Raw genomic sequence first — 26,408 nt, 5'->3', positions numbered from 1 at the left:
ATGAAATACATTCTTAAACTCGGCTTAATTATGGTTATGCTGTTATCTACTATTATTATTGTAGGCTGCGGCAAAAGTGAAAACGAAAACAAGTATTTAGGAACTTGGGTTGGCTATGATGGCAACAATGTTATGTACCGTATAACATTCCAAGAAAATGGCAAAGAATATATGGTAACAGAAGATAAACTAGCTTATAAATCAGAGAAGAACTATCCTAAACCCCATGGAAGCCTTTTCCCATCATTTGATGATAGTGTAAAGCAAGCCAATAATACGTATAACATCAACTTTATTCTTCAAAAAGACTCTCGAACAACAACAGCTAAAGAGATTACACCCAAAAATGAAAAAGATGATAAAGAAAAAAATAAGTATAAAAATCAACTCAGCTACGATGAAGGTCGTACAATCATTAGATATATCGAAAAAGACAATACTTTATTAATTAATGGTATTCGATATAAAAAAGAAACATCTCCAGATGTAACTAATGATATTTTAAAGCAAATGCAAAATGCTAGACGGATTGAATTAGAAACAAAATTCCATAAATATGGTAATCGTGCTATCGGTTCTAACCACAATCTTGTCATTATTGATAAAATCACATTTGATGATAGTTTGTTAACTAATAATAAATAAATCCTACTATTATAAAATGCACCCCAAAATTGTATCCAATTTTGGGGTGCATTTTATAATAAGATTATTTTTTATATAGTATTTTTTTACATCGCACTAGTCATAAGTAGTTTATCCACCAAGAACCAGAGCACAAAGATAGCGCAGAATAGTCCTGCAGTTAGTCCCATAGATGGCGTAGTATCAATAAGACCTAATTCACGGGCCATTTGTTTTGTTACAACCACTTGACCTGTAGGGGGACCAAAGCGATTTGGTTGGCTTTCACCAGGCAGAGCCATAAGGATCAACAGGATAATAGTCCCTATTACAGGGATGAATCCAATAAATACAAGGCCCCCTGAGCGGCCTTGATCGTGTAGACGTCGTACTGAAACGGCCACGCCAGGGATAACCATAATCACGGACAAGAGGACAAGGATGACCAAACCAAAACCTACGCCTACTACGCTAGATAGTGGGCTAATATAGCTCAAAAAAGCACAAGTAAATAGAATGGCCACAAACAACAATTGATAGACTAACAAGAAATGCCAATATTCACTACGACTTGCACGACCATCAAAATCAGCATATTTATAAACCAAACATTGTTTAAAGTTTTCAATCAAGCCTAGATTGTATTTATCTAACGAGATTTGTGGTCTACTAACATGCCCACATTCTGGGCAGTAACAATCTGTTTTCAACACTGCATGTCCACAATAGGGACAAGATTTCATAATAAACTCCTTCTAGCTACAAACAGAAATCAGCAAAGATTACGATGTCCTGCTGTACTTAACACATATAACAACTAAGATATTCTTTATTTATTAATATCTAAGTTTTTAAATTCATCTGAAATTCATTTTACTATAAAGTGTTATATTGTCTATAAAGGAGATGTTAAACTTTTATAAAATAAAATAATGAGATTGTTAATAAATATAGGTATCTATTACATGTATCCATTCCCATTAATACCATACCATAATATCTCTCTAATGATATCGGCAATAATAATAGATTGGATAATAAAGATGGCAATCCCCATCGCCCAATCTTGACGACGGGATGGAGTTTCTTCTAGTCCTGTAGCCTTGCTAATCTCAGGAGTGATAGGTGTATAGCCGGTTCTTTCACCATATGAATTCTCTCTTTCATCGCCACGACGCAATTCGTAAACGAGGAATATAAAGAAGCCTATAACAGGAATAAATGAGATTAACTGCGTCCAACCACTCCGGCCAATATCATGCATACGCCGTGTTGTGATAGCTATATTGGGAACTATAAAGAAAAGGGATACCCCTACAGTAACATTATCGATAAGCGCTTCATAATTAGGAAAGCCCAAGTTACTACATAGTAAAGCCAAAATCCCAAGTAATCCTTGTATCAACGTAACGCCTGCCACGAATCGCCAATATTCACTACGACTAGCACGACCATTAAAATTAGCATAGTTTCTAATGCCTAATTTGAAGGCATCGGTATAATTCAAATCATATATATTTATGGTTGACATAACCTAATCCTCCTCCGCGGCTTCAATAGCAACAATGCCCCAGCCTTTGCCTTCATTATGCAAACGAACTAATACGGGCTCTAGATTATCTTCAAAGGTAATGGTAAAGCCCATATAGTTTACAACAATATCATCATCTTGGTCTTGGGAAACATAGTCAAGCTGTATCGCTTTCACCTTAGGAACCTCTTCCTTAGTCATGGCTTGTTCCCATAGTTCAAAGGTACCATATCGCTCCATAGCACGAGCACTCAAATAACGATATGCACCATGATAATCCTTTTTGTTGAGGGCTTCATAATAATTACTTACCACAGTACGCCCCTCTGTTGTAGCCGTTTCACTTTGTAAAAGACGATTTGCTTGTTTCGTTAACGAACTAGGTTCCAAATTGCCATAAGCAGTCTCTTCTACCATAAAATTATGATTAATCATTGTACTACCTGCACTAGTGGCTAGGCATCCTAATACTAATATGGACACAATAAAGAGGCCCGAAACGGAACGTTTTTCCTCTAATTCATTAGATACAGGCGATGTGCGCTTACAGAATAGATACAATAATGCAAGCCAGCCTAAAATAGGAACCAATAGTAAAATCATCAACGTTGGATCATTATTAGAATCTCGTAACCGTCTTGCCATTAACATAATCTTCGGCAAGCATAACAGGATGGACAATACAAATAATACGCCGCCACCGATAGAGACAGCATAAAGAAATCCATACGGTATGTAGGTTGCAAGACCTGTAATACATATAATTAAGCCATATACAAAGGATATAGCACTTATGGTGAGCCAAAAATCGGCTGTATTGGTACGTCCCTTACTGTTCGCATAGTTTTCCACTAGCTCACGATAGAGGATTTCGTATACTCTCTGTTTCATAAAGCTCCTACTATAATCTTAGATAATATTAAATAATAAACATATATAGATATTCCTATTATACTATGATTTATCAACTTAGTTGATTCATTTTTTGTTCATGAAATATGCCTATACTACAGATATATTTCTTACAACTAAAATTTGTACAATCAATTATACAGGAGATAATTATGAAAGCTAAATTAATGAAAGCAGTAGCCTTGGCCAGCTTAGGTGCCTTCTTAACAGTTGGTATTGGTACTAATGTAGTCCAAGCCAAAGATTACCACTTCAAAATCGGTGAAAATCATCGCATGATAAAAAATGATGATGGCACAGTAGATAGTAGCGATCATCCATGGTACAAAGTAAATGATAAAAAGAAAAAGCACAGAAAGCATAGAATATCTGAACGTGAAAAGCATGATAAAAATGCAACAGCAAAACGCAGTGAACAACATCAACGTTCTGAATCCTCTAATGACTAAGCCTTGCGCATAATACATATTACTAGCCCTAAAAATACAAAACTAAATTAACCAACCAATGAAAAGGACGTTATACATTGTATAACGTCCTTTTGTGTTATCCCCTATATAATTTTTCCCAAGGCTATATGAGTTATTATGTTATGCGCCAGCCTTTAGAACAGCTTGTTTCATGGATTGTACGTAATCAAACAACGCTAGATCCGCATGTTCACCGTGTTCTGCCACGATTTTAACGATAGCAGAGCCTACGATAGCACCGTCGGATACGCGCGCCATAGCTTCCGCTTGTTCTGGCTTGGAAATACCGAAACCAACAGCTACAGGGATATCTGTATATTTGCGAATCGTTTCAACGATGGACTTAATATCCGTCTTAATTTCACTGCGCATGCCTGTAACGCCAAGGGAAGATACACAGTATACAAAGCCTTCTGCGTCTTTGGCAATCATTTCGATACGGTTTTCAGATGTTGGCGCAATTAAGGATACCACTTCAACGCCATGTTTGTGAGCCACACTAGCGAGCTCGCCTTTTTCTTCAAACGGCATATCTGGCACGATAACACCAGAAATGCCAACCTCTTCGCAGAGGGTAAAGAATTTTTCACGACCGAATACGTAAATAGGATTCAAATAGGTCATGAATACGAGCGGTATAGTCACCGCATCATCACCAGTACGTAAACGACGTACCATATCGAAGATGTCATTGATTTTTACGCCTGTGGAGAGAGCACGCGTGCTCGCCTCTTGAATAACTGGGCCTTCCGCGGTTGGGTCAGAGAAGGGAATACCAATCTCTACCATGTCCGCACCGGCTTTCACCATAATACGAATATAACGTTCTGTATTCTCAATACCGTGGTCACCAGCGCTAATGAACGGGATGAATGCCTTGCCCTTTGTGAAAGCGTCTTTAATTTTACTCATGAAGATCCACCCCTCTGTATTTCGCCATAGCCGCCACGTCTTTGTCGCCACGACCGGATAAACAAATAATAATGATGTCGTCCTTGCTCATAGTAGGAGCAATTTTACGTGCATGTGCCACCGCATGAGCACTTTCAATGGCTGGAATAATACCTTCCAAGCGAGATAAGTATTCAAAGGCATCGACTGCTTCGTCATCTGTAACCGGCACGTACTCAGCACGACCACTATCGTGCAAGTACGCATGTTCAGGACCGATGCCAGGATAATCAAGACCTGCAGAGATAGAATATACTGGAGCAATTTGGCCGTCTTCGTCTTGGCAGAAGTACGATTTCATGCCGTGGAAGATACCAACAGAGCCCTTCGCGATTGTCGCCGCATGTTCTTCTGTATCGATGCCACGACCTGCTGCTTCACAACCGATGAGACGAACACTTTCATCTGAAATGAAGTGATAGAACATGCCCATCGCATTAGAGCCGCCACCTACACAAGCCATAACAGCTGTTGGTAATTTTCCTTCTGCTTCGAGGATTTGCTCACGCGCTTCACGGCTGATAATGGATTGGAAATCGCGTACAATCATAGGGAATGGATGAGCACCCATAACGGATCCCAATACGTAATGCGTATCGGACATGCGGTTTGTCCATTCGCGCAACGCTTCGGAAACCGCATCTTTCAATGTACTAGTACCTGTTGTTACAGGATGCACCTTAGCGCCTAGCAATTTCATACGATATACGTTAAGTGCTTGACGTTCACAGTCCTCTGCACCCATGTATACTTCACATTCCATGCCCATCAACGCAGCGATAGTAGCCGTTGCCACACCGTGTTGACCTGCGCCGGTTTCAGCAATAACACGAGTCTTACCCATTCGTTTTGCCAATAACATTTGGCCGATTACGTTATTCAACTTGTGAGAACCAGTATGATTTAAGTCCTCACGTTTTAAATAGATTTTGGCGCCTCCAAGGTCCTTTGTCATGCGATCTGCATAGTATAAAAGGGATGGACGACCTGTATATTTTTTATGTAAATCCTCAAGTTCGTGTACGAAATCAGGATCATCTTTGTACTTGTTGTACGCCTCTTCCAATTCGATGACTGCATTCATCAATGTTTCTGGCATAAATTGACCCCCAAAGGAGCCAAAATAACCATGTCTTTGTTCACTCATATAACTTACCTTTCTATATTCCATTCCTGCTAGCACGCCATATTATGGCATTGCTATTGTTCTCACAATGTTGGTGAAAGCTTTTATCTTCTCATCGTCTTTCACGCCATCTGTTTCAATACCACTACTGATATCGATGCCGTACGGTCGAACCGTACGAATGGCACGCGCCACATTGGTGCTATCGATACCTCCAGCCAGCATAAATGGTCGTTCAAACTCGTCTAAGCAAGACCAATCGAACACTTCCCCCGTACCACCGCGCTCGTCTTTGTGGTATGCATCAAATAATAGCATATCTGCTCTGCTATCGATCCACGCCTCTGCATCTGCAGCACTACGGATTTGAACAGCCTTCCAAACCTCTACATTAGTACGTTCTTTTAAGGATTGGATGAAAGCTTCATCTTCATCGCCATGCAATTGCACCACATCAAGATTGGCTTCTGTAGCAATGCTAACGAGATTATCTAGCGTTTCATTGACGAAAACACCTACCGTTTTAATCTCATCATTATTAGACTGTTCAGCACCATTGTTATATCTTTTAGTATATTGCTTATGTAGTTCTTCAACCAATGTTTTAGCTTGGTCTACAGTGACTTGTCGTTTACTTGGTGCAAATACAAGGCCCATGTAGTCTGGTTTTGCCTCTACTACAGCAGGGATTGTTTCCACCTTTGAGATTCCGCACATCTTAACCTTTGGTGTGTAGTAGGTTGAACCATAAAGATATGCTAATTTCTCCACCTTGTTAGGAGAACGCATGAAGGTTTCCCCCATCAAAGCTACTCCGATATTGTTATCGCGCAAGACTTGGATGTCCTCTGGAGTTTCAAGACCGCTTTCAGATACGAAGATCACATCGTCTTGAACGAGATTGCGCAAGCGCACGCTGTTTTGTACATCTACTGTAAAGTCTTTCAAATTGCGGTTGTTAACGCCGATAATACGCGCACCGCAATCGATGGCCATTTGTACTTCGTGCTCATCATGAGCCTCTACCAAAGAGGACAATCCAAGCGAATCAGCTAGCTCACGGAACTTTGTTAATGTTGGCACATCGAGGCATGCACAGATTAATAAGATGGCACTAGCGCCCCAAACCTTCGCTTGGTAGATTTGGTATTCATCGATGATAAAGTCCTTGCGAAGCACGGGAATTTTTACGGTGCTTGCAATCTCTTGCAAATATTTTTTATCGCCTTTAAAGAAGTCTGGCTCCGTCAAAACCGAGATAGCCGCAGCACCAGCCACTTCATATTCCTTGGCGATGTCTAAATATGGGAAGTGCTCTGCTATGATGCCTTTTGATGGAGATGCCTTCTTTACTTCGCAAATAAAGTTGAAGTCTTGCTGACGAAGGGCTGCTTCAAAAGGAAATCCTGTATCAGATGGTAACGCTAAAGCCGCTGTTTTCACAGCCTCAGGAGACTCCACCTGTTTTTCTTGGGCTACCCGAATTTTGGTAGCCTCTATAATCTTATCTAAAATCAATGGTTACACCTCTTGGGTTGCTTTCACAAACTGTTCCATTGTCGCAAGCGCCTTACCAGAATCGATTATATGTTTCGCCTCTTCGATGCCCTCTGCCAATGTAATGCCGTCTTTCGCAAGGTAAATCGCCATGCCCGCGTTAAGAACAACCGCAGTGCGTTTACCGCCTTGCTCACCACCGAGAACGCGGCGAGTAATCTCAGCATTCACCGTAGCATCGCCACCTTCAAGCTCGGTTTTATCAGCGTATTCGAAACCATATTCCTTAGGATCGAATTCGTAGCTTGTGAAAGTACCATTATTAATTTCGCATACGTACGTTTTATTGGTAGCCGTAATCTCATCAAGGCCGTCAAAGCCGTGTACCACAGCACCGCGTTTAACGCCAAGATTAGCCAATACACGAGCCAATGGTTCTACTAAAGATTTATCGTAAACGCCCATCAACTCAACCGTAGCACCGGCTGGATTTGCCAAAGGTCCAAGAATGTTAAACACAGTACGCACGCCCAACGCCTTACGTACAGGGCCCGCATATTTCATAGCTTGATGATACACTGGCGCAAACATGAAGCACATATTCGCTTTGTTCAACACCGCCTCATTTTGCTCGCCATTAAGCTCTAATTTAGCACCCAATGCTTCGATTAAGTCAGCAGCACCACATTTACTAGATACACTGCGGTTACCATGCTTTGCTACGGAAATACCTGCTGCGGAAATAATGAACCCAGACGTAGTGGAAATGTTGAACGTATTAGCCTCGTCGCCACCAGTACCTACAATTTCTACAACTGTACCTTCATGAGGTACGGAGCCAGCCTTCTCACGCATAACCTCAGCAAAGGCTGTAACTTCATCTACAGTAGGGCCCTTTGCGGCAAGAGCACACAAGAAACCAGCCATAGGAACCTCGGCTACATCGCCGCTCATAATTTTGTTCATTGTATCTTTAGCAAGGTTGTAAGATAAATCCTGACCATGCGTTACTGCATATAATGCGTCTTTAATCATTTTAAATCTCCTTTTGAGGATATCTATTAAATTAATACCATTCTACCTAGTCGGTAACGATTGGGTCATGCACTCAGCCTCCAAGTGACCACCCCCCGCTATGCGGGGCGCCAAGTCGGCTTCGCACATAACCCAATCGTACCTATCCAGCTAAAAACCATACCAATTTAATAGATATCCCTCAAACAAACTATTATCAAATGATCCTGCACATTATATGGAGTAACGTACAGGTCATTTCTTTATAGGGTGGTGGGAATGGTGGTGCTTTGCACCACCTCTTTCTATATTAGAGGTTCTGATTCGCATATTTCTTTAGAAAAATATAGTTACTGTTCGATATATATATATATTGTAGAGGGGCTATTAAGTAGGTAATGCCAAGGTTGAGTTGGCAGGAAATAAGGTCATAAGGAACGACTTGGCGGCCCCACGTAGTGGGGCGGTGGCCACTTGGAGTTCCGAGAGACCTTATTTCTGCCTTATCGTTCTAGAGCCTAAGAATGGCCCCTCGATACATAAATTAGACTGTAATTTATTTTTCTAAGAAATTGCGAATCATTTGTTCCCCGTTCGGTGTCATAATGGATTCCGGATGGAATTGCACTCCATATATCGGGTAGTCTTTATGTTCTACGCTCATTACTTCGCCGTCGTCTGTAATGGATGTGACGATGAGTTCGCTTGGCATGGTTTCGTCAATAATTGCCAAGGAGTGGTATCGTGCGACTTCGAATTGTTCAGGCAAGCCCTTAAGGATTTTGGATGGGTGTACTTGTTTCGCCACGCTTTGTTTGCCGTGCATTACTTGTTTAGCGTAGGAAACGGTGCCGCCGAATACTTCGCCGATGGCTTGGTGTCCCAGGCATACGCCGAGGATTGGGAATTCACCTTTGCATTCGCGCAATAGCTCTTCGTATACGCCCGCATCAGCTGGTCTGCCAGGTCCTGGTGAAAGTATCACATAGTCTGGTTTCAAAGCGCGGATTTCTTCAACTGTTAATTCATCGCTGCGGATAACTTTAATATCTGGATTGATAGATCCTACTAATTGATATAAATTAAAGGAGAAACTATCGTAATTATCTATAAGGAGTACCATTATTCTACCTCCTGTGCATCTGTAATTGCGGAAATCATGGATTGGCCTTTAATCAAGGTTTCATTAAACTCGCTTTCAGGAACGCTATCTCGAACGATGCCTGCACCAGCGCGAACATAGACCTTACCGCCTTTATTCATGGCCATGCGAATACCAATACATACGTCCATATTACCAGAGAAGTCGATGTAACCTACGGCACCGCCGTATACGCCGCGTGGGCTTTTCTCAAGTTCGTGTAAAATCTCGATGGCACGAATCTTAGGCGCCCCAGACAAGGTGCCTGCTGGCAGTGTAGCCCCGATAGCATCGAGTGCATCTTTACCGTCTTGAATATCACCACTTACAGTAGATGTAATGTGAATTACATGGGAGAAACGTTGCAACATATGTAACGCCTCTACTTTTACGGAACCGAATTTAGAAATTTTACCTAAATCGTTGCGACCAAGATCAACGAGCATGTTATGTTCAGCCAATTCTTTTTCGTCATTGATGAGTTTTTCTTCAATGGCAAGATCCTCTGCTTCGTTTTTACCGCGACGCATAGTGCCTGCAATTGGGAAGGTGTACATTTTACCATCTGTCATTTTCACCAAAGTTTCTGGAGAAGCACCTGTGAGTTCTACATCCCCACCAGATAGATAGAACATGTACGGAGATGGATTTAAAGTACGCAACACGCGGTATGCATTTAACAAGCTACCTTCAAACTCTGCTTCGCGGCGATTAGATACAACGCATTGAAAGATATCCCCTTCCTTGATGTAATATTGCGTTTTTTTAACAACTGCTTCAAACTCGTCCTTTGTAAATTCTGAAGTAAATTCTGTTTTAAGGATGCCTTTTGGAATGTCAGCCTCTTTACCGTTCGCTACGAGGTCAGCTAATGCTTTCAATTCGAGCTCAGCCTTGTTGTAGTTGCGTTCCAAATCATTGGTGCTAATGTTAGCGATTAAATAAATTTTATTTTTGTAGTGGTCAAAGGCGATTACCTTATCAAAGAGCATAAGGTCTACATCGTTTACCATCGCAGAGTCATCATCTGGCGTTGAGAAATCCAATGTTGGCTCGATATAACGAATATATTCACAAGCAAAGTAGCCTACAAAGCCACCTGTAAAAGTTGGTAACTCTTCTAAGCGAGGACTTTTATATTGGCTCAAAATATTGCGAATTTCTGCAGCTGGATTAGAGCACTCAAAGGTACGTATCGTACCGTCTTTGATGGTCATTTTATGGTTTTTGCAGAATAGCTCAATCTTAGGATCGTAGCCCAAGAAGGAATAACGGCCCCAATGATTACTATTATCCGCACTTTCAAGCAAGTACGTATGACTGCTCACTTGTTTTAACGCTTTCAACACACTAATCGGTGTGCGTACGTCGGATAAAATTTCCATATACACAGGCACGATATCGTAGCCCGGTGCGATAGCTTTCACACGGTCAAGACTAGGAAAAATCATGAGAACCTCCATCTGGCATTTGCCAATAAAAAAACTCGCCCATGACAATATAACGTCAAGGACGAGTTTATAGTTCTATTTTTACAATATGATTGTATGTGCTATAAATCGCGGTACCACCTTGTTTGAATGCAGTGCATTCCCCTTTCGCAGGATACTAACATATCCCTCACGACTAACGCTCGTGTGACGTCGCACCATACTAGGAATGACTGTGAAAGTTCATTCTGTTCCATGCGCCCTCGGTGGTCCATTTAATAAGCTGCGTACTACGGGTTCTCAGCTAATCCCGCTCTCTGTGAGTGCATTTCCTATTTTTATCTCCACCTCATCGGTTTCTTTCAGGCGAGTATAAAATTATAATCTGATTATAATGTTTCTATAGAATGAAAGTCAAGGAAAATCTTAACTTTCACCTTATTCTTAGATTCATCAATCGTCTAATATGGTCACTTGTAATTAAATAATATCCCTCTACTCCCCTAGCAAATTCAGAATATTTATATTGTTTTCCTCTAAATACTAATAGTATACTGAAATTACATATGTTATCAGCTTCTACTGATTATTATGCGGAGGAGAGAGCATGAATTTTTATTTTACTGATCAAATACAGCAGTCTTTCAATAAAATATTCCATCAATGTAATAAAGATATCGCTTGGGAGGGTAAGGCTGAGCTTGACGCCCTTGTGAAACTTGACGAGGAAGGTCAAAAGATTCCTGGTATTGGCGATGTGTACGCTATTTTGGCACGCGTCTATTCTGGCCCTCAGTTCACCTGGATTGAAGCAGGCTTTCCTGAGGATGACACAAAGGCGTATAGTTATTTACATACAGCTATTCGCAAAGGCAGTGCCATCGCTATTTTACAAGCTATGCGTACCTCTGGTGCCCTTACACCAACGATTGAAAAAGAGTTGCCTATGACAAAGGACCAAGCCTTCCAGCGCGTCTATGAGGGCGCCCAAAAGGGTTGTTCCTACTGTGCCTATGCCATTGCCAATGTATTCCAATGGGGGGATTACCACATCTTGCCATCGGCTCAAAAGGTGGCTAATGAAGGTGAACCATCTTCCTTTGTCCGTTTCTTAAAAGGCTTGTTTGCCCAAGCAGATCAACGTAGATTCGCAAATAAAATAACTGCCATTGCTCAGCAATGGTTGCGTAAATCCGCTGAAGCAGGCCTTGTTATTGCATACCGCAACTTGCGCATTACCTATATAGAGCAAGATAATAGGAAGATGGAAGAGCAAGTCATTTTTGAAGGGGCTGCAGCAGGTTTGCCACTCATGATGTATTTAGCTGGCGATATTTGTAAGTCTCGCGGGGAGCATGAACGAGCACTCGAATATTTTGAGCGCGGTGCCGCCATGAATAATGGCATGTGTTTGCGTGAAGCTGCCGAGTACTATGCAAAACCATGTGAGTCTAACAAAAGAATCCCTCAGAATATTCAAAAGGCCCTCAGATATTACGAGCGTGCTGCTATAAGCCCAAATTATTTAGACTTTAATGACCATGCTTATGTTACCATGCAAGCCATCATTCTTCGCACATTGAATATCGATGGTCAGTCCCAAGACTGGTCTCGCATCGCTCACTTATTACAACAACCAGCGATTTACACTCTCGATGCGATTTGGCCGTATCTCGCTTATGTATTTACTTTCAAAAAAGGTAATACCCCTGCCATAAGAACCGCCATAGAGTGCGTTAATAAGGCTAGCAAATGTTTCGATAGATACGGTAGTTATGACTATGCGGACCATCTATGGCAACTAGCAGCCGGCTATTGCTACGAAATTGGTGCCATTACAAAAGAACCCGATTTAGACCAAGCCGTTACGTTCTACGAGCATGCTCGTGAAAGCATCAATCGTCTCAACACAAGAAACGATAATTGGTTAGGCACTGGTGAGCCGTTGGCAATTCCTGACGAAGCATCTGAGCGATTAGAAGCCTTTGAACTCGTTGATGGACATTATCAGTACAAAGAAGGGATAACGCAATCTTCTACAACGTGTAATCCTATGCCACCTGCATGGCCTCAAAACTCCGTAGATGTATTAGAAATTTTCGAGGACTCTACTACTGGTTGGCGTACCAATAAATACGACTGGCCGTTCATCGAACGCGAATGGGATACACAAAAATACCTCAGTTTTATCATCTACGATAATCGCCAATCCATAGAAAACGTAATTTACGATGTATACAGTATCGTTATGTTCCACAATGAAGATAAGAACACTTGTAATATCTATTTATACGGCTACAGCGAGGATCCTGCGGAATGTGATGAAACCTTGGAGCCTACGATATATGAAATAAGAGACTTTAAGGAGATGTCTATTTCTGAAGGTCTCCGTTTAATTAAAGAATTCTATGATCATGCTACATTGCCTGTGATTGATGAAAGCTGGGAGAAACAGTACAAAAATACTACGCCACCTCGAGAATATGTATTAACTTGCGACAACGATATTTTCTACCTCAATCAATATGAACTTTCCAATCAAATGATTAAGGATGCCTTAGAAGGCGTAGCCAATGGCACGTACGATATCATTGCGGTTCGCCCATCCAACCTCGACGATCCGGGTATTAGCTACTTCATCGAGCGCGGAAAAGGTAAAAACTTACACATTCGCCTCTATATCACTACAGAAGACGACATAGGAGACGAGATCGTATATGGCTTTGAACGGGATTCTAGCAACTTAACCTCTATTAACTACTGGATTCAAGAATCTATAACAAGCAATAAACTGCCGGACTTAAGCGATTGGGAAGAAGTTAAAAAGAAAGACTAAAGGAGGGATACTTTGGAAACGTGGAAACGAACGGTGTACATTTGCGCATTCTGCATATTCTTCATGTCCCTCGGGGTTAGTCAGGTAAGCCCTATTCTTCCTCTATACTTCCATGAAATGGGCTTAAGCGATACAGGATCGATAGCACAATGGTCCGGTGCCTCCATGGGCATCACCTTCCTCATTGTCTGCTTAGCAGCTCCCTTCTGGGGCCGATTAGCAGACCGTAAGGGACGTAAGATTACCCTCATACGCTCTAGTCTTGGTATGGCTATATGTAGTATATTATTGGGCTTTCAGACTACACCAGAAGGTGTGTTCCTCGTTCGTACATTGCAAGGGTTAGTAAGCGGTTTTTACCCCGCATCGGTAACACTTATCGCGTCAGAAACACCGCAAAACCATACAGGTTGGGCTCTAGGGATTATAGGATCCTTTAGCCTTGCAGGCTCACTAGCCGGTCCGCTTGTAGGAGGGTATCTCAGTGATGTAGTAGGTATTCGAAATGACTTCTTTATCATCGGGGCCCTTATGCTTATCTCTTTTGGCTTGACGGCAATGCTGGTACATGAAAACTATGTTCCAAAGCCACTTGTTGAGAAGCAAACCTTTAGAAATCTAAAAACTCACTTACCTGAGTTTTCTAGTTTAGTCGCTTTATCTGCAACCTCCTTCCTGTATGCCATTTCGGTTACCGCCATCTCCCCCATTATGACGGTTTACATTAAAGGAATGCTACCAAGCAATACGGAAAATATAGCCTTTATTTCTGGTGCTGTGTTCTCTGCCATGGGTATCGCCCAATTCTTTAGTAGCTCTCCACTCGGGAAATTAGTAGACCGTATAGGCCCTAGAAAGGTGCTCATCTACTCGATGATCTATGTAGGTCTACTCAATATACCGCAAGCCTATGTGGACTCTGTGTATGTACTTGGGTTTATCCGTTTCTTGCAAGGTTTTGGGCTAGGTGGTATGTTACCTGCGCTCAATACCTATTTAGCATCAAAAACACCTAAGGAATATACGGGACAAATATTCTCGTACAATCAGTCTTGTTTGTCTATGGGTTACTTTCTAGGCTCCTTTGGTGGTTCCATTGTAGCCGCTCAATTTGGCTTCACAACCCTTTTCTGGGCATGTAGCCTTACCTTTATCGGCGCTGCACTATGGGTTGCGTTAAAACTAAAGTAATGCCGTAATACAACGAAAATAGTGCAAATGCATTAAAGAAACTATATAAACAAATAAAAAGAGCTGTTCTCAGAACTCAGATGTGTGTGTACTGATTCCGAAACAGCTCTTTTATTATGTTGTTTGTAAAAGTATAGAAACTTTCACTATCTAGGGGATGATCATTCTATATGTATAGAATAACTATTGTCTCTAGTTAGGTATTATAGGATACCAAGAATTTCCCACCATGCGTAGCCCACTGTAAGGTTTACGATGAAGCACATGATAGCGAAGATACCACCGATAATCCACCAGCTTTTAACTGTGTTGTAACCAGCACCGAATACGATTGGAGCCGCTGCACCGCCGTAGTGAGTCAACGCACCACCGTAGGAGTTTGTAGCAGCTAGTAACAAGGACAACGCCATTGGGTTTACACCCGCTACTTTACCTACAGTAAGGAATACTGGAAGCATTGCAACTACATACGCACTACCAGAAGCGAACAAGTAACGAACAGCGATACTGATAGCGCCGATGATAATAAGAGCCAACATCGGGTTGTCGCCGAAGTTGAAGTGTGTCCCCATAAAGTCAGCTAACCATTCAAAGAATTTAACCTTGGACAACGCACTGGACATACCGATGATACCACCGAACCAGATCAATGTGTTCCAAGCACCTTTGGATTCAAGCATATCTTCCCATTTGATTACGCCTGTTACAAGCGCTGCTACCATGGCTACGATAGCTACTGCTGTTGCATCAAGGGAGAATTTAATGCCAAAGCCTTGCGTCAAGATGGAAGGCAACGCCCAGCCAACTAAGGCAAGAATAAAGATAGCAATAAGAGATTTCTCGCGACCAGACATAGGTCCAAGTTCTTTCAAACCTTCATCAGCAATCGCATGAGAGTCGATGTGTTGAATAGATGGTTTGTCTAAGTAGTATACCAAAGCAGGTGTAATGAGAAGCATTACAAGACCTGGTACTACGAGTGCTAATGCCCAAAGGCCCCAGTTAATATCTACACCGAGGATTTTGTTCATGTAGTCAGCAGCCAATAAGTTTGGTGCCATTGCTGTAGCGAACATCAAGCTTGTTACCTTAGTTACCATGTATGTGTTAACCATGAGGTAAGAACCAGCTTTTTTAGCGCTTTCACCAGGCTCAGAACCTAACGCTTTTGCTACAGAGTTCATGATTGGGAACACGATACCGCCACAACGTGCTGTGTTGGAAGGTGTTACTGGGGAAATAATAAGATCTAATAAAGCAGTTACATAGCCAAGACGCAATGTAGTGTGACCTAAGGATTTAATCAATAGGTACGCAATACGACGGCCAAGGCCTGTTTTTACGAACGCCACACTGAGGGAGAACGCAGAGAATACTAACCATACTGTGGTAGATGCATAACCAGACAATACGTTTTTCGTAGCATTCAAGAAAATTGCAGAACCTGCAATAGATAATAACAAGATAATTGGTGCTGGCCAAGGTTTAACAACAAGACCAACGATAGCCATTAAATAGAAACCTAGCAGTCGCCAAGCTCCAACGCTCAAACCTTCTGGTGGTGTAATGAACCACATTGCCAGAGGAATGGCAAACATAATTGCAATTTTAAGTAGCTTATTCATTCTTACTCTCCTTTTACATAAGCTATGCCTTTCATGATCGGTCGCGCTGTTCTAGCGACGCCCGCCTTCTCCACATGCCAACCCTTATCTTTGGTTAAACATATTTCGAAATCAAATTTCCCTGATGGATGCGCTAAAGTAACTTGATTCGTTTCTTTAGCACGTTCGCTCACTACTTCGTTCGCCACAGTCCCCGTAATAAGCGCTGCTGTAGCTGTACAAATACCACCTGTAACAGCATACGCTTTATGCATTACAGCGAGTGCCTTTGTACGAGCCACGATGTCTATACTATTCCCCTTGATAGTTCGACCATCGCTTGCCACATAGGTTTGTGGTGCGGACACCATGCATACCTTTGGAACTGCAGGACTAGCAGCCTCTTTAGATGGAGCAAATCCCATCATTACAGCTGCAGTAGTGCGAATATCTTCAAGTGTATTGAGTAATACACCGCCATCCGTTTCTGTGAAAGCCGGTAACTCCGTGCCTTCATAACCAAGGTCTGTAGCCTTTACAAATACAGCTGGATTAGCTGCATCTACGAGACTGACTTGGATTGTGCGACCATCAGACAATGTAATTGTGTCTTGTACATTGCCTGTTGGTAGTAGCTTACCTGTCTTAGAACCGCCTGGTTCCAAGAAATATAATGTAATACGAGCACCTGTGCCAGGAACACCATCGATGGCAAAATCACCATCAATAATAGGCTTACCATCTCGGACTGGAACATGCGCTTCAATAACTTTATTTGTATTCGTATTAAAGATGCGAACCACTGTTTCTGGTTCTACGGCTTTCACAAAGCCCTCCATAATGGCGAATACCCCTGCACCAGCAGAAATATTACCACAGTTACCTTCGTAATCTACCACCGCATCAGCGATACCTACATACCCAAAGGTGTAGTCGATATCTGCATCATCGCGGTCAGAAGGATTTACGATAGCTACCTTGCTTGTCAATGGATCGGCACCACCGATGCCATTAATTTGACGCACATCGGGAGAACCATATAAATCTAAAATCATACGGTCTCGTGCAGCTGGGTCAGTTGGAAGCGTATCTTTTAACAGATACGCCCCTTTACTAGTCCCTCCGCGCATATAGGTAACAGGAATTTCTTTATACCTGTTCATAACTTACTCCTTTATGTTCATCGCTTATGCTTTGCTATTTGCATAGTAGTTGATGAGACACCCTGCTGCGATAATATCTTTTTCTTCATCGCTGAGGTGCCCTAAATGCAATGTGATTTCTGCTTTCTTCGCACCTCCACTGATAACATATGCTGTGTAATCATCGGAGTCAGAGAATAATTGGTCACGCACATTTGGCACATATACATAGTCGCCTACGACCATAGTTTTAGAGTCTTCTTCGCTAGTTACGAACGGTAACATGCCCCAGTTAATTACATTACTGCGATAACGTTTTGTAGCATATTCAATAGCGATATTAGCACCGCCACCCAATACACGTTGACAGGATGCTGCTTGCTCACGAGCAGAGCCATCACCCGGACGATTAGCATATACCATGCTGGAAACAGCTGTAGACTTAGCCATATCTTCTACAGATTCTGACAAGCCAAGAGCTTGCTTAACCTCTTCGTATGCAGCGACTAACTCTACTGTACTTTCACCTTCTTGACGAGATTTTTCCCAATCGCGAACGGCTTTAGCACGACCTACATATTCAGGAACCTTACGGCTCAAGGCAAATTCAGACAATGCATATGGATCTGAACGGAAGGAAGATGTTTCACCAGATGGAATCAACTCATCCGTAGTCGTTACAGGGTCATCGATATAGGCAACTACTTTGAGCAATACATTTGGGGTCAATTCTTTAATAGCTGGCCAAGGTTTAATGGATGGTCCATAAATGAGTTCAGTATTTTTTTTAGGCTCATTGAAGCCGCTATATACTTTGCTTTCATAAGGTTTATCATCATAGTGGTAAGCTGGTACTACATCATCATAATCGATATCAGTAGCCGCAGTTAATGCACCACCGTTAATAGCAGTAGCCGCTACGGAACGGGAGTCGAGAAGTGCAACGGAAGAAATTTGTCCGTTACCAGGTTTAGAACCTTCGCGATTCGGGAAGTTTCGTGTCGCATGACGACCACTGAGTCCAGTATTGTTAGGTGTATCACCTGCACCAAAGCATGGCCCGCAGAAAGCTGTACGCACGATGGCACCAGCACTCATAAGATCTACAAGAGCACCATTTTTCATAAGTTCTAAGTAAATTGGTTGGCTAGAAGGATAAACGCTAAATGCGAAACGACCGGAACCTACGCTCTTACCGCGTACGATGTTAGCCGCTTGCATGAGGTTTTCATACAAACCACCAGAGCACCCTACGATGATACCTTGATCTAAATGCAATTTGCCGTCAAAATGTTTTTCAGGCAATTGTAAAGACAAGGATTTATTATCTAATTGCTCTACCGCTTGACGTTCGATTTCTGCTAATAAATCGCGACCACCTTCGTTGATTTCTTTAATTGTATATACATTGCTTGGATGGAATGGCATAGCAATCATACTTTCCACTTCCCCAAGATTAACTTTTACTAGGCCATCATAATAAGCTACATCACCAGGGTTAAGCTCTTTGTACGCATCACCGCGACCATGAAGTGTCAAGAATTCTTTCGTATTGCTATCTGTTCTCCAAATAGTTGTAAGGCATGTAGTCTCTGTAGTCATTACATCGATGCCGTTACGGAAGTCCATGGATAGGTGTTTAATACCAGGGCCTACGAATTCCATTACTTTATTTTTCACAAAGCCGTTTGCGAATACAGCTTTTTCAATAGCGAGTGCCACGTCTTGTGGGCCTACGCCGTGTTTAGGTTTTCCATCGAGGTAAATAGCGATAACTTCTGGACGTTGTACATCATACGTGCGGCCAAGCAATTGTTTTACAAGCTCTGGACCGCCCTCACCAATCGCCATAGTACCAAGAGCACCGTAACGAGTATGACTGTCGGAACCGAGAATCATTTTGCCACAGCCTGCCATTGTTTCACGCATATATTGGTGAATAACTGCAAGATGAGGAGGTACATACACGCCGCCGAAGCGTTGAACCGCGGATAAGCCAAACACATGGTCGTCTTCGTTAATCGTGCCCCCTACTGCTGCCAAGCTATTATGACAGTTTGTCAAAATGTAAGGAATTGGAAATTTATCAAGACCACTGGCAATCGCCGTTTGAATAATACCAACATAGGTAATATCGTGAGATGTTAAGGCATCGAATTTGATGCGTAAATCTTGATCACCTTCGTGTTGTTGGTGGTCCATTAAAATACGGTACGCCATCGTTTCCTTATAGGCGCGCTCTTTATTAAAAACTTCTTGCTGATCAAGGGCTGCACTAGAATCCGCAGGAACGATATCCGTACCGTGATATAAAAATACACCATTTGAAATTAACTCAACCATGACTTGCTCCTTTATTACTTTCAGGCATGTGTAAACCTTTACAAACACTATATTTTCACCATGTTTATTGGTGAAAGTTCCATTCCTCTTACTAGTACCTAGTCTTTAGTTATATCTAATCTGTATAGCCCTAGCGTCCCCTCGTCTGTACCAACTCTATGGGATAGAGTACAATAATACATATATAAAGGAGAGTTTATGGACACGAAAGATTGTACAATTTTAAAAACCTTAGCAGAGGAAAATAATATTACTTATGCGGCGCGTCGTCTATTTATGACGCAACCTGCATTGAGTGAACGGATAAAAAAATTAGAAAAGGAATTTAACTGTCCCATCATCAACCGACAAGCTCGTGGTGTAGAGTTTACCTATCAAGGTCAACGCCTTGTACGATACGCCGAAGATTTGCTCAATTCCTATACTTCGGTGCGCCAAGAGCTATTAGCTATGGGTAGTGAACCACGCGGTACATTAAACCTAGGATGCTCAAATGTATTCGCAAAGTATCATATCCCCCATATCTTATCCACCTTTAAAGAGGCTTATCCACATATTGATATCATCATGTATACGGGACTTAGCTATAAGCTATACCATGACTTCCTTGAAGGGCGCTTACATGCTGCCATCATTCGCGGTGCCCACACTTGGACAGAGTCGAAAGAACATATCTGGTCTGAACCATTCTGCTTCTTCAACAAAACGCCTTGTGCCGTAGAGGATTTACCTCGTCTGCCCTATATTCACTATCAAACAGATCCGAATTTACAGCAGACCATTGATGATTGGTGGTATTCCCACTACTCACAACCACCGATGCGCACCATTGAGGTGAACGACATCGATACATGTATGAAGCTCGTCAACCAAGGACTTGGTTTTACCATCCTCACCCAAAGCTGTGGTAATGATTACCCTAACCTATTTAAGGAAACCTTGAAAACTCTTGATGGTCATATCATGACTCGGGATACGTGGATGTACACCCGTCATAGTGCCCTTGAATCCAAGCCAGTACAGGCTTTTTACTCATTTATGAAAACATGGGCTGACACAAAGGTATATCAACTATTCCTTTAATACATATAATATATTATGAAAATGCAATAAAAACAAATTGCTCTTTTCTTTGGCATCCATAAATATTACTTATATCTCAACTTTCAATATATGCGTAAAAATCATATAATTAGCCGCTTACATATAATCAATTGATTAGTCTCTTATATATAATCATCTTGATTACCATGCTAGTTTAAATCATATGAATTGGTGCTTTGATACAAATATATTGATTGGCTATTTAAAGTTATAACAAAGAAAACCCGTCATGATTACAACAATCATGACGGGTTTTCTTTTACAATATAGTTTTATTAGACTAGAGTAACAATAGCATGATGACTACTGTCGCAATAATACAAGGCACGGCATTGCGTTTTACCATTTCCATAGGGTTGATACCTGCCAGTCCTGCGATGATGATACCTGCACCAGCTACTGGACTCATACTACGACCGATACCAGCACCCAATTGAGCCATGGAACCGAGTTGCATAATGCCATAACCAAAGTCTGCTGCATGAGGTGTGACAGCACCGTTAAAGGCAAGAGCTGCCGCATTGCCAGAACCAGAGATAACCGCCAATAAGAACGGACCAAAGGCTGCCCCGATTTGGGCGATTTGTTGAGAGTTCTTCATGCCATCAATAAGGGCACTTGTAAGCCCGATGAGTTGCATCCCTGCTGTGAAGCAAGCTGCTGCAGCCATAAGGCCAACGACATCACACATACCATCGCCAGTACCACGGAAGAACTTCTTAACAGCTTCTGTCACATTAGGACGCACGGCAATGATACCAATAGCAGTACCGATGAGCATAGATACAGGAACAGAGATTTCTGGGATAACCGCCACTTGTTTACTACCTAATACAAGTAATACAAGAGGAATAATGGGAATGATTGCATAGAAATAATTTACTTTGAATTCTTTACCTTCCGCTGCAGTATCGTTTTTCATTACATACCCGGTATGCTCCTTCTTAACGATAGCTACGATGTTAAGCAAAATAGCGGCTACTACGATACCGATAATTGCTTGCATGGAGAAGCTGGCAATAACTGTCATTACGTCTACCCCCGCTAGTTGTGCCACTTGAGGGTTGAACATAAGGCCTGGACTCAAGGAACTACCCCATGTACCTAAGAAGATAGCAGAACCAGCCATCGCTGGATGTACTCCAGAACGAATGAGGGCAGGAATCAATAATGCACCTACGGCCGCAGCACAACCTGCCGCTGTAGGCAATGCAATATTAATTAAAAATGTAATAATAACAGCACCAGGAATGATGATTTTCGTCATCTTTTTGAGGCCTGCAGAAATGAAATACACCATATGCTCCGTACATTTTGTATATTCCATAACATAGCTAAAACCTAACACCGTACAGATCGTCGGTACAAGACCTGGATTCGTAAGTTCTTTCACAAAGGCCGTCGTACCAGCGCCAAGCTGCCCACCAATAAAGCACATTAATAAGCCCGATAATAATAAAACGAGCCGCGTTTCAAACTGTTTAATAATAGCGATAAACGTCGCTACTACGATAACAATACCTGTAATAACCATAACTCTCCTATCCGTGTACATAGGATGCAAGATAGCTATATCCCCTCAATAAACGCTTTACACCCAATACACAACTAACAACACTAAATACAATAATCCTATCTATGTCTTACATCTAATAGGCCTAACTATAGTAAAAGTAACCACTTAATTATATACAGTATAATCATATAACTATATAACTACTTATCTATATAACTACATAAATACATAAAGAATAAATACATAAAGAAATATATTAAACAAGCTTTGTTTCTTCCAAGCTAAGTTTTCTGAGCACCTTGTCAAGCACCGCTGCACCCGTTACGATATCATCCATTTCAGCAAATTCTGCTGAATTATGACTGATGCCATCAAGACATGGAATAAAAATCATTCCCGTAGGAACTGCCTCCGCCCAATGCATCGCGTCATGACCGGCACCGCTCGGCATAGTCATATATTCTACACCTACAGACTTAACAGCCTCTTCGATTTCTCGAATCATCTTAGGGTGCATCGCCACTGGATGGTCTTGTGCAATAGGCTCAATCGTATAAGATAATCCCCGTTTTTCTGCAGTAATATCGATAAATTCCTTAACAAGAGTGACTACGGAATTGCGAGCTACCTTAGATATGCTGCGAATATCTACACCTAGTTTCACAGCTCCAGGAATGACATTTATCGCCCCTGGCGTAACCTCCACAACACCGACAGTTCCCACCACGGGTGGTTCCTCTTGCATGGATGCAATCTCCTCGATGCCGAGGATGATTTTTGAGGCTCCACATAGGGCATCATGACGCAAGTTCATCGGCGTAGCGCCACTATGATCGGCATTGCCCCGAATGATCACATAGAATCGCTCTGGCGCTGCAATACCAGTCACAATACCAATCGTTTTCTGTTCATGCTCCAGTACCTTTCCTTGTTCTATATGAATTTCTGTAAAAGACTTTACAGGTCGTTTATATTCCATTGCTTCAATCCCATCGGGATTTAAGTTGCGACCTTTCAATGCTTCGTATAAGGAAATTCCTTGTTTATCTACCAATCGGTGTAAGTCTTGTAACCTTAATTCACCACGCATGGCCTTACTACCTAGTGTAGCATCCCCAAAGCGACCGGACTCTTCGCACATGAAGGATACCACAGCGATGGTATGGTCATGTTCATAACCATCGTCAGTCATGCTACGAATTACTTCAATGGCAGATAACACACCCACCACACCATCGTAATTACCTCCATTGGGTACGCTATCTGTATGAGACCCTACCATGACAACTGGTAAATCTGGTTTCTTACCAATCTTATAGCCAATGACATTACCAAAATCGTCTATTTCAACGGATAAACCCGCATCAATCATGCGATCTATAATATATTGACGCCCCTCCCAGTCTGCATCGGTAAAAGCAAGGCGATTAATGCCCTCACCAGGTGCTGTCAATTGGGCCATAGCCTCAAAATCTTTAACTAATCGCTCTCGTTGAATCATATAACACCTCACAATCTATTACATCAATGACTGATAAACCATATGGTGGCTAGTCAGTAAACCTTATTTTAAATAGTGAGCCGCAATAGTACCTAATGCGACGATACCATTTAGCATATCTTCTTCATCGATATCAAAGAGTGGATTGTGATGTGGCGCTTTAATAGCAGAACCTACTACCATGTAGGTTGCTCTACCGCCGTGATCGATGACACGGTTCAAGAAGTACGCACAATCTTCACTACCGCCACCGCTGTAATCAAATGGAACCTCTTTAAAGATACCAAGTGGCTCCACGATAGCTTGCACCTCACGAGCTAAATCATCGCTGATGCGACCTGCAGGAGTTTCTCCTTGTTTTGTAATTTCAAAGGTACAATCGTGCATTTCTGCAGCACTTTTAATAATAGTCTTTGCTCGTTCAATCATGTAGTCATTGATGTCTGTAGTGGCACCACGAGTTTCTAGTTTAAGAACTGCCACATCAGGCGTCACATTGCGGCCTGTACCGCTTTCAAAAACACCTACATTCATGCGAGAAGCCCCTTGGCTATGGCGAGCGATGGCTTGTAAGTTAAGAACCGCTGTACAACCTGCGAGCATTGCATTTTGTGCTTTTTCTGGAGAGCCTCCAGCATGAGCAGAATAACCGCGGAACACCGCATCAAGTTTTGTTGTAGCTAGGAAGCCATGATCGCTACATGCAAAGCAATTGGTTAGATTTTCATTAAACCCAATATGCATGCCGAACATTAAATCTACATCATCCACAACGCCCGCTTCCGCCATCGCTTTAGCACCGCGCACGCCTTCCTCTGCAGGTTGGAAAATGAGTTTAATAGTTCCTTTGAATTCATCCTTGTGCGCAGCCAAATATTCAGCTAGGCCTAGCCCCATCGTCATATGTGCATCATGACCGCAAGCGTGCATCGCCTTATCATGACAAGAACGGAAGCCTCCCTTTGCGGGTACATGGTTATCCTCTTTAGCTTCAATGACATCATTGGAGTCCATGTCTACACGAAATGCTACTACGGGACCTTCGCCACCGAACTTCATAGTTGCGACAATAGCCGTTTTACCGTAGCCCATCTTTTCTACAAGTTCAGGATTGGCACCTTCTTCGATGGCGCGATCCATAGCGGCTTTCATAACCTCATCACTAGGCAAGCCCATACGAGAGTCTAAATCGAGTACATCTGCCCCCAACGCCACATCATAGCCCAAAGAAATAAGCCTATCCGCTACCTTCGCAGCAGAGCGATACTCAAGCCAAGCAGGTTCAGGGTACATATGAAAATCTCGACGCATAGCGATTAACGCATCACGTCGTTGTTGCACAAAATCTTTTACAGACATAAATACCTCCGTAACAAACTAATAATCCTGTATACATTTACTATATGAATAGATAGGTAAATAGTCAACTAAATGGAGCATGTATACAGTATCTAAAATATAATTGTATGTTATAACAAAAAACACATATACCACAAAACGGTTTCTGTGATATATGTGTGCTTATCAATTTATTCTAATATTGTTTTATTCAGTTTTGCCAGCACTTCTCGTTTAATAGTTCGTTGTCTATCCCAGGCAATGATAATAACGGTGGCAATAATCATAGCCATACCAATTAGCCCCAATAGACTAAATTCATTTCCTAAAAAAGCCCACCCAAAGAAAGCCGCCGAAATAGGTTCAATAGAGGACAAAATAGATCCTGATACAGCCCCAATTCGTTTAACCCCTTCTAAATAGGCATTGAAAGATACTATCGTCCCGAGGAATATGACATTGAAACAACCAATAATAGTCCATGCGTCCCACACTGCATATGAATTCGGTTGATGGAATAATATAGCGGCTACAATACCACTAATGAACATCCCGAATCCCACAATAGGCAACGTGCCATATTTGTAGAGTAAATCAACAGGAGAAATACTATATACGGCTACACCGACAGCAGATAAAAGCCCCCATACGAGAACCGCCATCGGGAAGCTTTTAATAGAAAGACCATCACCATTCCCCATCAAACAAATGGTCCCCACTAAGGCAAGTATAACAGAAACCGTCTCCCCCTTGGATGGTCGTTTACCATAGCGAACCAGCAGGTAAATAATAATCATAGACGGCGCCAGATATTGTAAAACCGTTGCAATGCCAGCTCCAGCTAAAGCAATGGATCTAAAGTATGTATATTGGCATAATGCCATTCCAAATACGCCAAAAATAATGAGTCCTAGCGTATCCTTTACACTATGAAATACATTAAAGATAGAATTTCCAAATCTAAACCATGCATAAATAACAGTTAGTAAACCTGCTGTAATCAATCGCATAGTTACTAGCCATTCCAAATTCATATCTCTAAAATTGCTTAAGAACTGTACAGATGCACCTGATACACCCCATAAAACAGCGCCTAATAAAGTTATAATAACACCAATAACTTCATATTGTTTCATG

General features: G+C 41.9%; 21 protein-coding genes. 5 read left to right on the top strand and 16 right to left on the bottom strand.

Annotated features, from left to right (window positions below):
- Positions 1 to 645, top strand: coding sequence for a hypothetical protein (locus tag ACLRYO_RS06750; protein ID WP_024062209.1), 645 nt, complete (start codon positions 1 to 3; stop codon positions 643 to 645).
- An 86-nt stretch (positions 646 to 731) separates the two neighbouring features.
- Here ACLRYO_RS06750 and ACLRYO_RS06745 read toward each other — a convergent pair whose 3' ends face one another.
- From ACLRYO_RS06745 to ACLRYO_RS06735, 3 genes are all read right to left on the bottom strand, one after another.
- Entirely contained in the window at positions 732 to 1,367 is a 636-nt protein-coding gene (locus tag ACLRYO_RS06745) for a DUF805 domain-containing protein (RefSeq protein ID WP_077707982.1), read from the bottom strand.
- Positions 1,368 to 1,585: 218 nt separating this feature from the next.
- The gene (locus ACLRYO_RS06740) at positions 1,586 to 2,155 is read right to left on the bottom strand and encodes a DUF805 domain-containing protein (RefSeq protein WP_105086866.1); all 570 of its coding nucleotides are present in this window, start codon (positions 2,153 to 2,155) and stop codon (positions 1,586 to 1,588) included.
- A gap of 3 nt (positions 2,156 to 2,158) precedes the next feature.
- Positions 2,159 to 3,046, bottom strand: a complete 888-nt coding sequence (locus ACLRYO_RS06735; protein WP_008715195.1) for a DUF805 domain-containing protein — start codon at positions 3,044 to 3,046, stop codon at positions 2,159 to 2,161.
- 173 nt (positions 3,047 to 3,219) lie between these two features.
- Here ACLRYO_RS06735 and ACLRYO_RS06730 point away from each other — a divergent pair, with 173 nt between their 5' ends.
- Positions 3,220 to 3,516: a hypothetical protein gene (locus tag ACLRYO_RS06730; protein WP_105086865.1), complete on the top strand. Its 297-nt coding sequence runs from the start codon at positions 3,220 to 3,222 to the stop codon at positions 3,514 to 3,516.
- A gap of 141 nt (positions 3,517 to 3,657) precedes the next feature.
- On the opposite strand, the gene trpA is transcribed toward ACLRYO_RS06730, so the two are convergent.
- The 6 genes from trpA to ACLRYO_RS06700 form a co-directional block, all read right to left on the bottom strand.
- Positions 3,658 to 4,449, bottom strand: a complete 792-nt coding sequence (gene trpA / locus ACLRYO_RS06725) for a tryptophan synthase subunit alpha (RefSeq protein ID WP_105086864.1) — start codon at positions 4,447 to 4,449, stop codon at positions 3,658 to 3,660.
- On the bottom strand, positions 4,442 to 5,635 hold the full coding sequence (gene trpB, locus ACLRYO_RS06720) for a tryptophan synthase subunit beta (protein WP_101928680.1): 1,194 nt from the start codon (positions 5,633 to 5,635) through the stop codon (positions 4,442 to 4,444). Before trpB ends, trpA begins: the two co-directional genes overlap by 8 nt.
- A 42-nt stretch (positions 5,636 to 5,677) precedes the next feature.
- The gene (gene trpCF, locus ACLRYO_RS06715) at positions 5,678 to 7,132 is read right to left on the bottom strand and encodes a bifunctional indole-3-glycerol-phosphate synthase TrpC/phosphoribosylanthranilate isomerase TrpF (RefSeq protein WP_155086445.1); all 1,455 of its coding nucleotides are present in this window, start codon (positions 7,130 to 7,132) and stop codon (positions 5,678 to 5,680) included.
- A gap of 3 nt (positions 7,133 to 7,135) precedes the next feature.
- Entirely contained in the window at positions 7,136 to 8,146 is a 1,011-nt protein-coding gene (gene trpD, locus ACLRYO_RS06710; RefSeq protein WP_413084780.1) for an anthranilate phosphoribosyltransferase, read from the bottom strand.
- Positions 8,147 to 8,681: 535 nt separating this feature from the next.
- On the bottom strand, positions 8,682 to 9,248 hold the full coding sequence (locus ACLRYO_RS06705; protein WP_195394523.1) for an anthranilate synthase component II: 567 nt from the start codon (positions 9,246 to 9,248) through the stop codon (positions 8,682 to 8,684).
- Positions 9,248 to 10,717, bottom strand: a complete 1,470-nt coding sequence (locus ACLRYO_RS06700; protein ID WP_413084779.1) for an anthranilate synthase component I family protein — start codon at positions 10,715 to 10,717, stop codon at positions 9,248 to 9,250. Before ACLRYO_RS06700 ends, ACLRYO_RS06705 begins: the two co-directional genes overlap by 1 nt.
- Before the next feature lie 586 nt (positions 10,718 to 11,303).
- Between ACLRYO_RS06700 and ACLRYO_RS06695 the strand changes: the two genes are divergently transcribed.
- Together ACLRYO_RS06695 and ACLRYO_RS06690 are read left to right on the top strand one after the other, a co-directional pair.
- Positions 11,304 to 13,532 carry an SEL1-like repeat protein gene (locus ACLRYO_RS06695; RefSeq protein ID WP_004697949.1) on the top strand — a complete coding sequence of 743 codons (2,229 nt, stop codon included), beginning with the start codon at positions 11,304 to 11,306 and terminating at the stop codon, positions 13,530 to 13,532.
- A gap of 12 nt (positions 13,533 to 13,544) precedes the next feature.
- Positions 13,545 to 14,723 carry an MFS transporter gene (locus tag ACLRYO_RS06690; protein ID WP_004697911.1) on the top strand — a complete coding sequence of 393 codons (1,179 nt, stop codon included), beginning with the start codon at positions 13,545 to 13,547 and terminating at the stop codon, positions 14,721 to 14,723.
- 203 nt (positions 14,724 to 14,926) lie between these two features.
- Here the strand turns inward: ACLRYO_RS06690 and ACLRYO_RS06685 are convergent, their stop codons facing one another.
- From ACLRYO_RS06685 to ACLRYO_RS06675, 3 genes are read right to left on the bottom strand one after another with little or no spacing between them, the layout of a single operon-like run.
- Positions 14,927 to 16,348: an anion permease gene (locus ACLRYO_RS06685; protein WP_008603176.1), complete on the bottom strand. Its 1,422-nt coding sequence runs from the start codon at positions 16,346 to 16,348 to the stop codon at positions 14,927 to 14,929.
- Positions 16,349 to 16,350: 2 nt separating this feature from the next.
- Positions 16,351 to 17,490: a 2-methylaconitate cis-trans isomerase PrpF family protein gene (locus tag ACLRYO_RS06680; RefSeq protein WP_287509734.1), complete on the bottom strand. Its 1,140-nt coding sequence runs from the start codon at positions 17,488 to 17,490 to the stop codon at positions 16,351 to 16,353.
- Between the two features lie 24 nt (positions 17,491 to 17,514).
- Positions 17,515 to 19,812: a hydratase gene (locus tag ACLRYO_RS06675; protein ID WP_287509732.1), complete on the bottom strand. Its 2,298-nt coding sequence runs from the start codon at positions 19,810 to 19,812 to the stop codon at positions 17,515 to 17,517.
- 198 nt (positions 19,813 to 20,010) lie between these two features.
- On the opposite strand from ACLRYO_RS06675, the gene ACLRYO_RS06670 reads away from it, so the two are divergent.
- Complete coding sequence (locus ACLRYO_RS06670) at positions 20,011 to 20,895, top strand: LysR family transcriptional regulator (RefSeq protein WP_174892153.1); 885 nt, start codon at positions 20,011 to 20,013, stop codon at positions 20,893 to 20,895.
- A 301-nt stretch (positions 20,896 to 21,196) separates the two neighbouring features.
- Here the strand turns inward: ACLRYO_RS06670 and dcuC are convergent, their stop codons facing one another.
- From dcuC to ACLRYO_RS06650, 4 genes are all read right to left on the bottom strand, one after another.
- The gene (dcuC, locus tag ACLRYO_RS06665; RefSeq protein WP_413084778.1) at positions 21,197 to 22,450 is read right to left on the bottom strand and encodes a C4-dicarboxylate transporter DcuC; all 1,254 of its coding nucleotides are present in this window, start codon (positions 22,448 to 22,450) and stop codon (positions 21,197 to 21,199) included.
- A gap of 238 nt (positions 22,451 to 22,688) precedes the next feature.
- Positions 22,689 to 23,933, bottom strand: a complete 1,245-nt coding sequence (locus ACLRYO_RS06660) for a M20 family metallo-hydrolase (protein WP_316055276.1) — start codon at positions 23,931 to 23,933, stop codon at positions 22,689 to 22,691.
- A 63-nt stretch (positions 23,934 to 23,996) separates the two neighbouring features.
- The gene (locus tag ACLRYO_RS06655; RefSeq protein WP_413084776.1) at positions 23,997 to 25,292 is read right to left on the bottom strand and encodes an amidohydrolase; all 1,296 of its coding nucleotides are present in this window, start codon (positions 25,290 to 25,292) and stop codon (positions 23,997 to 23,999) included.
- A 170-nt stretch (positions 25,293 to 25,462) separates the two neighbouring features.
- A complete protein-coding gene (locus tag ACLRYO_RS06650) occupies positions 25,463 to 26,407 on the bottom strand; it encodes a DMT family transporter (protein WP_413084775.1) in 945 nt (314 codons plus the stop codon).
- Position 26,408 lies beyond the last annotated feature (1 nt).

The organism is Veillonella parvula (assembly GCF_047241225.1).
Taxonomy (GTDB): Bacteria; Bacillota; Negativicutes; order Veillonellales; family Veillonellaceae; genus Veillonella; species Veillonella parvula_O.
The sequence above is the reverse complement of the archived record's forward strand: the minus strand, read 5'-3'. Positions and strand labels throughout refer to the sequence as shown.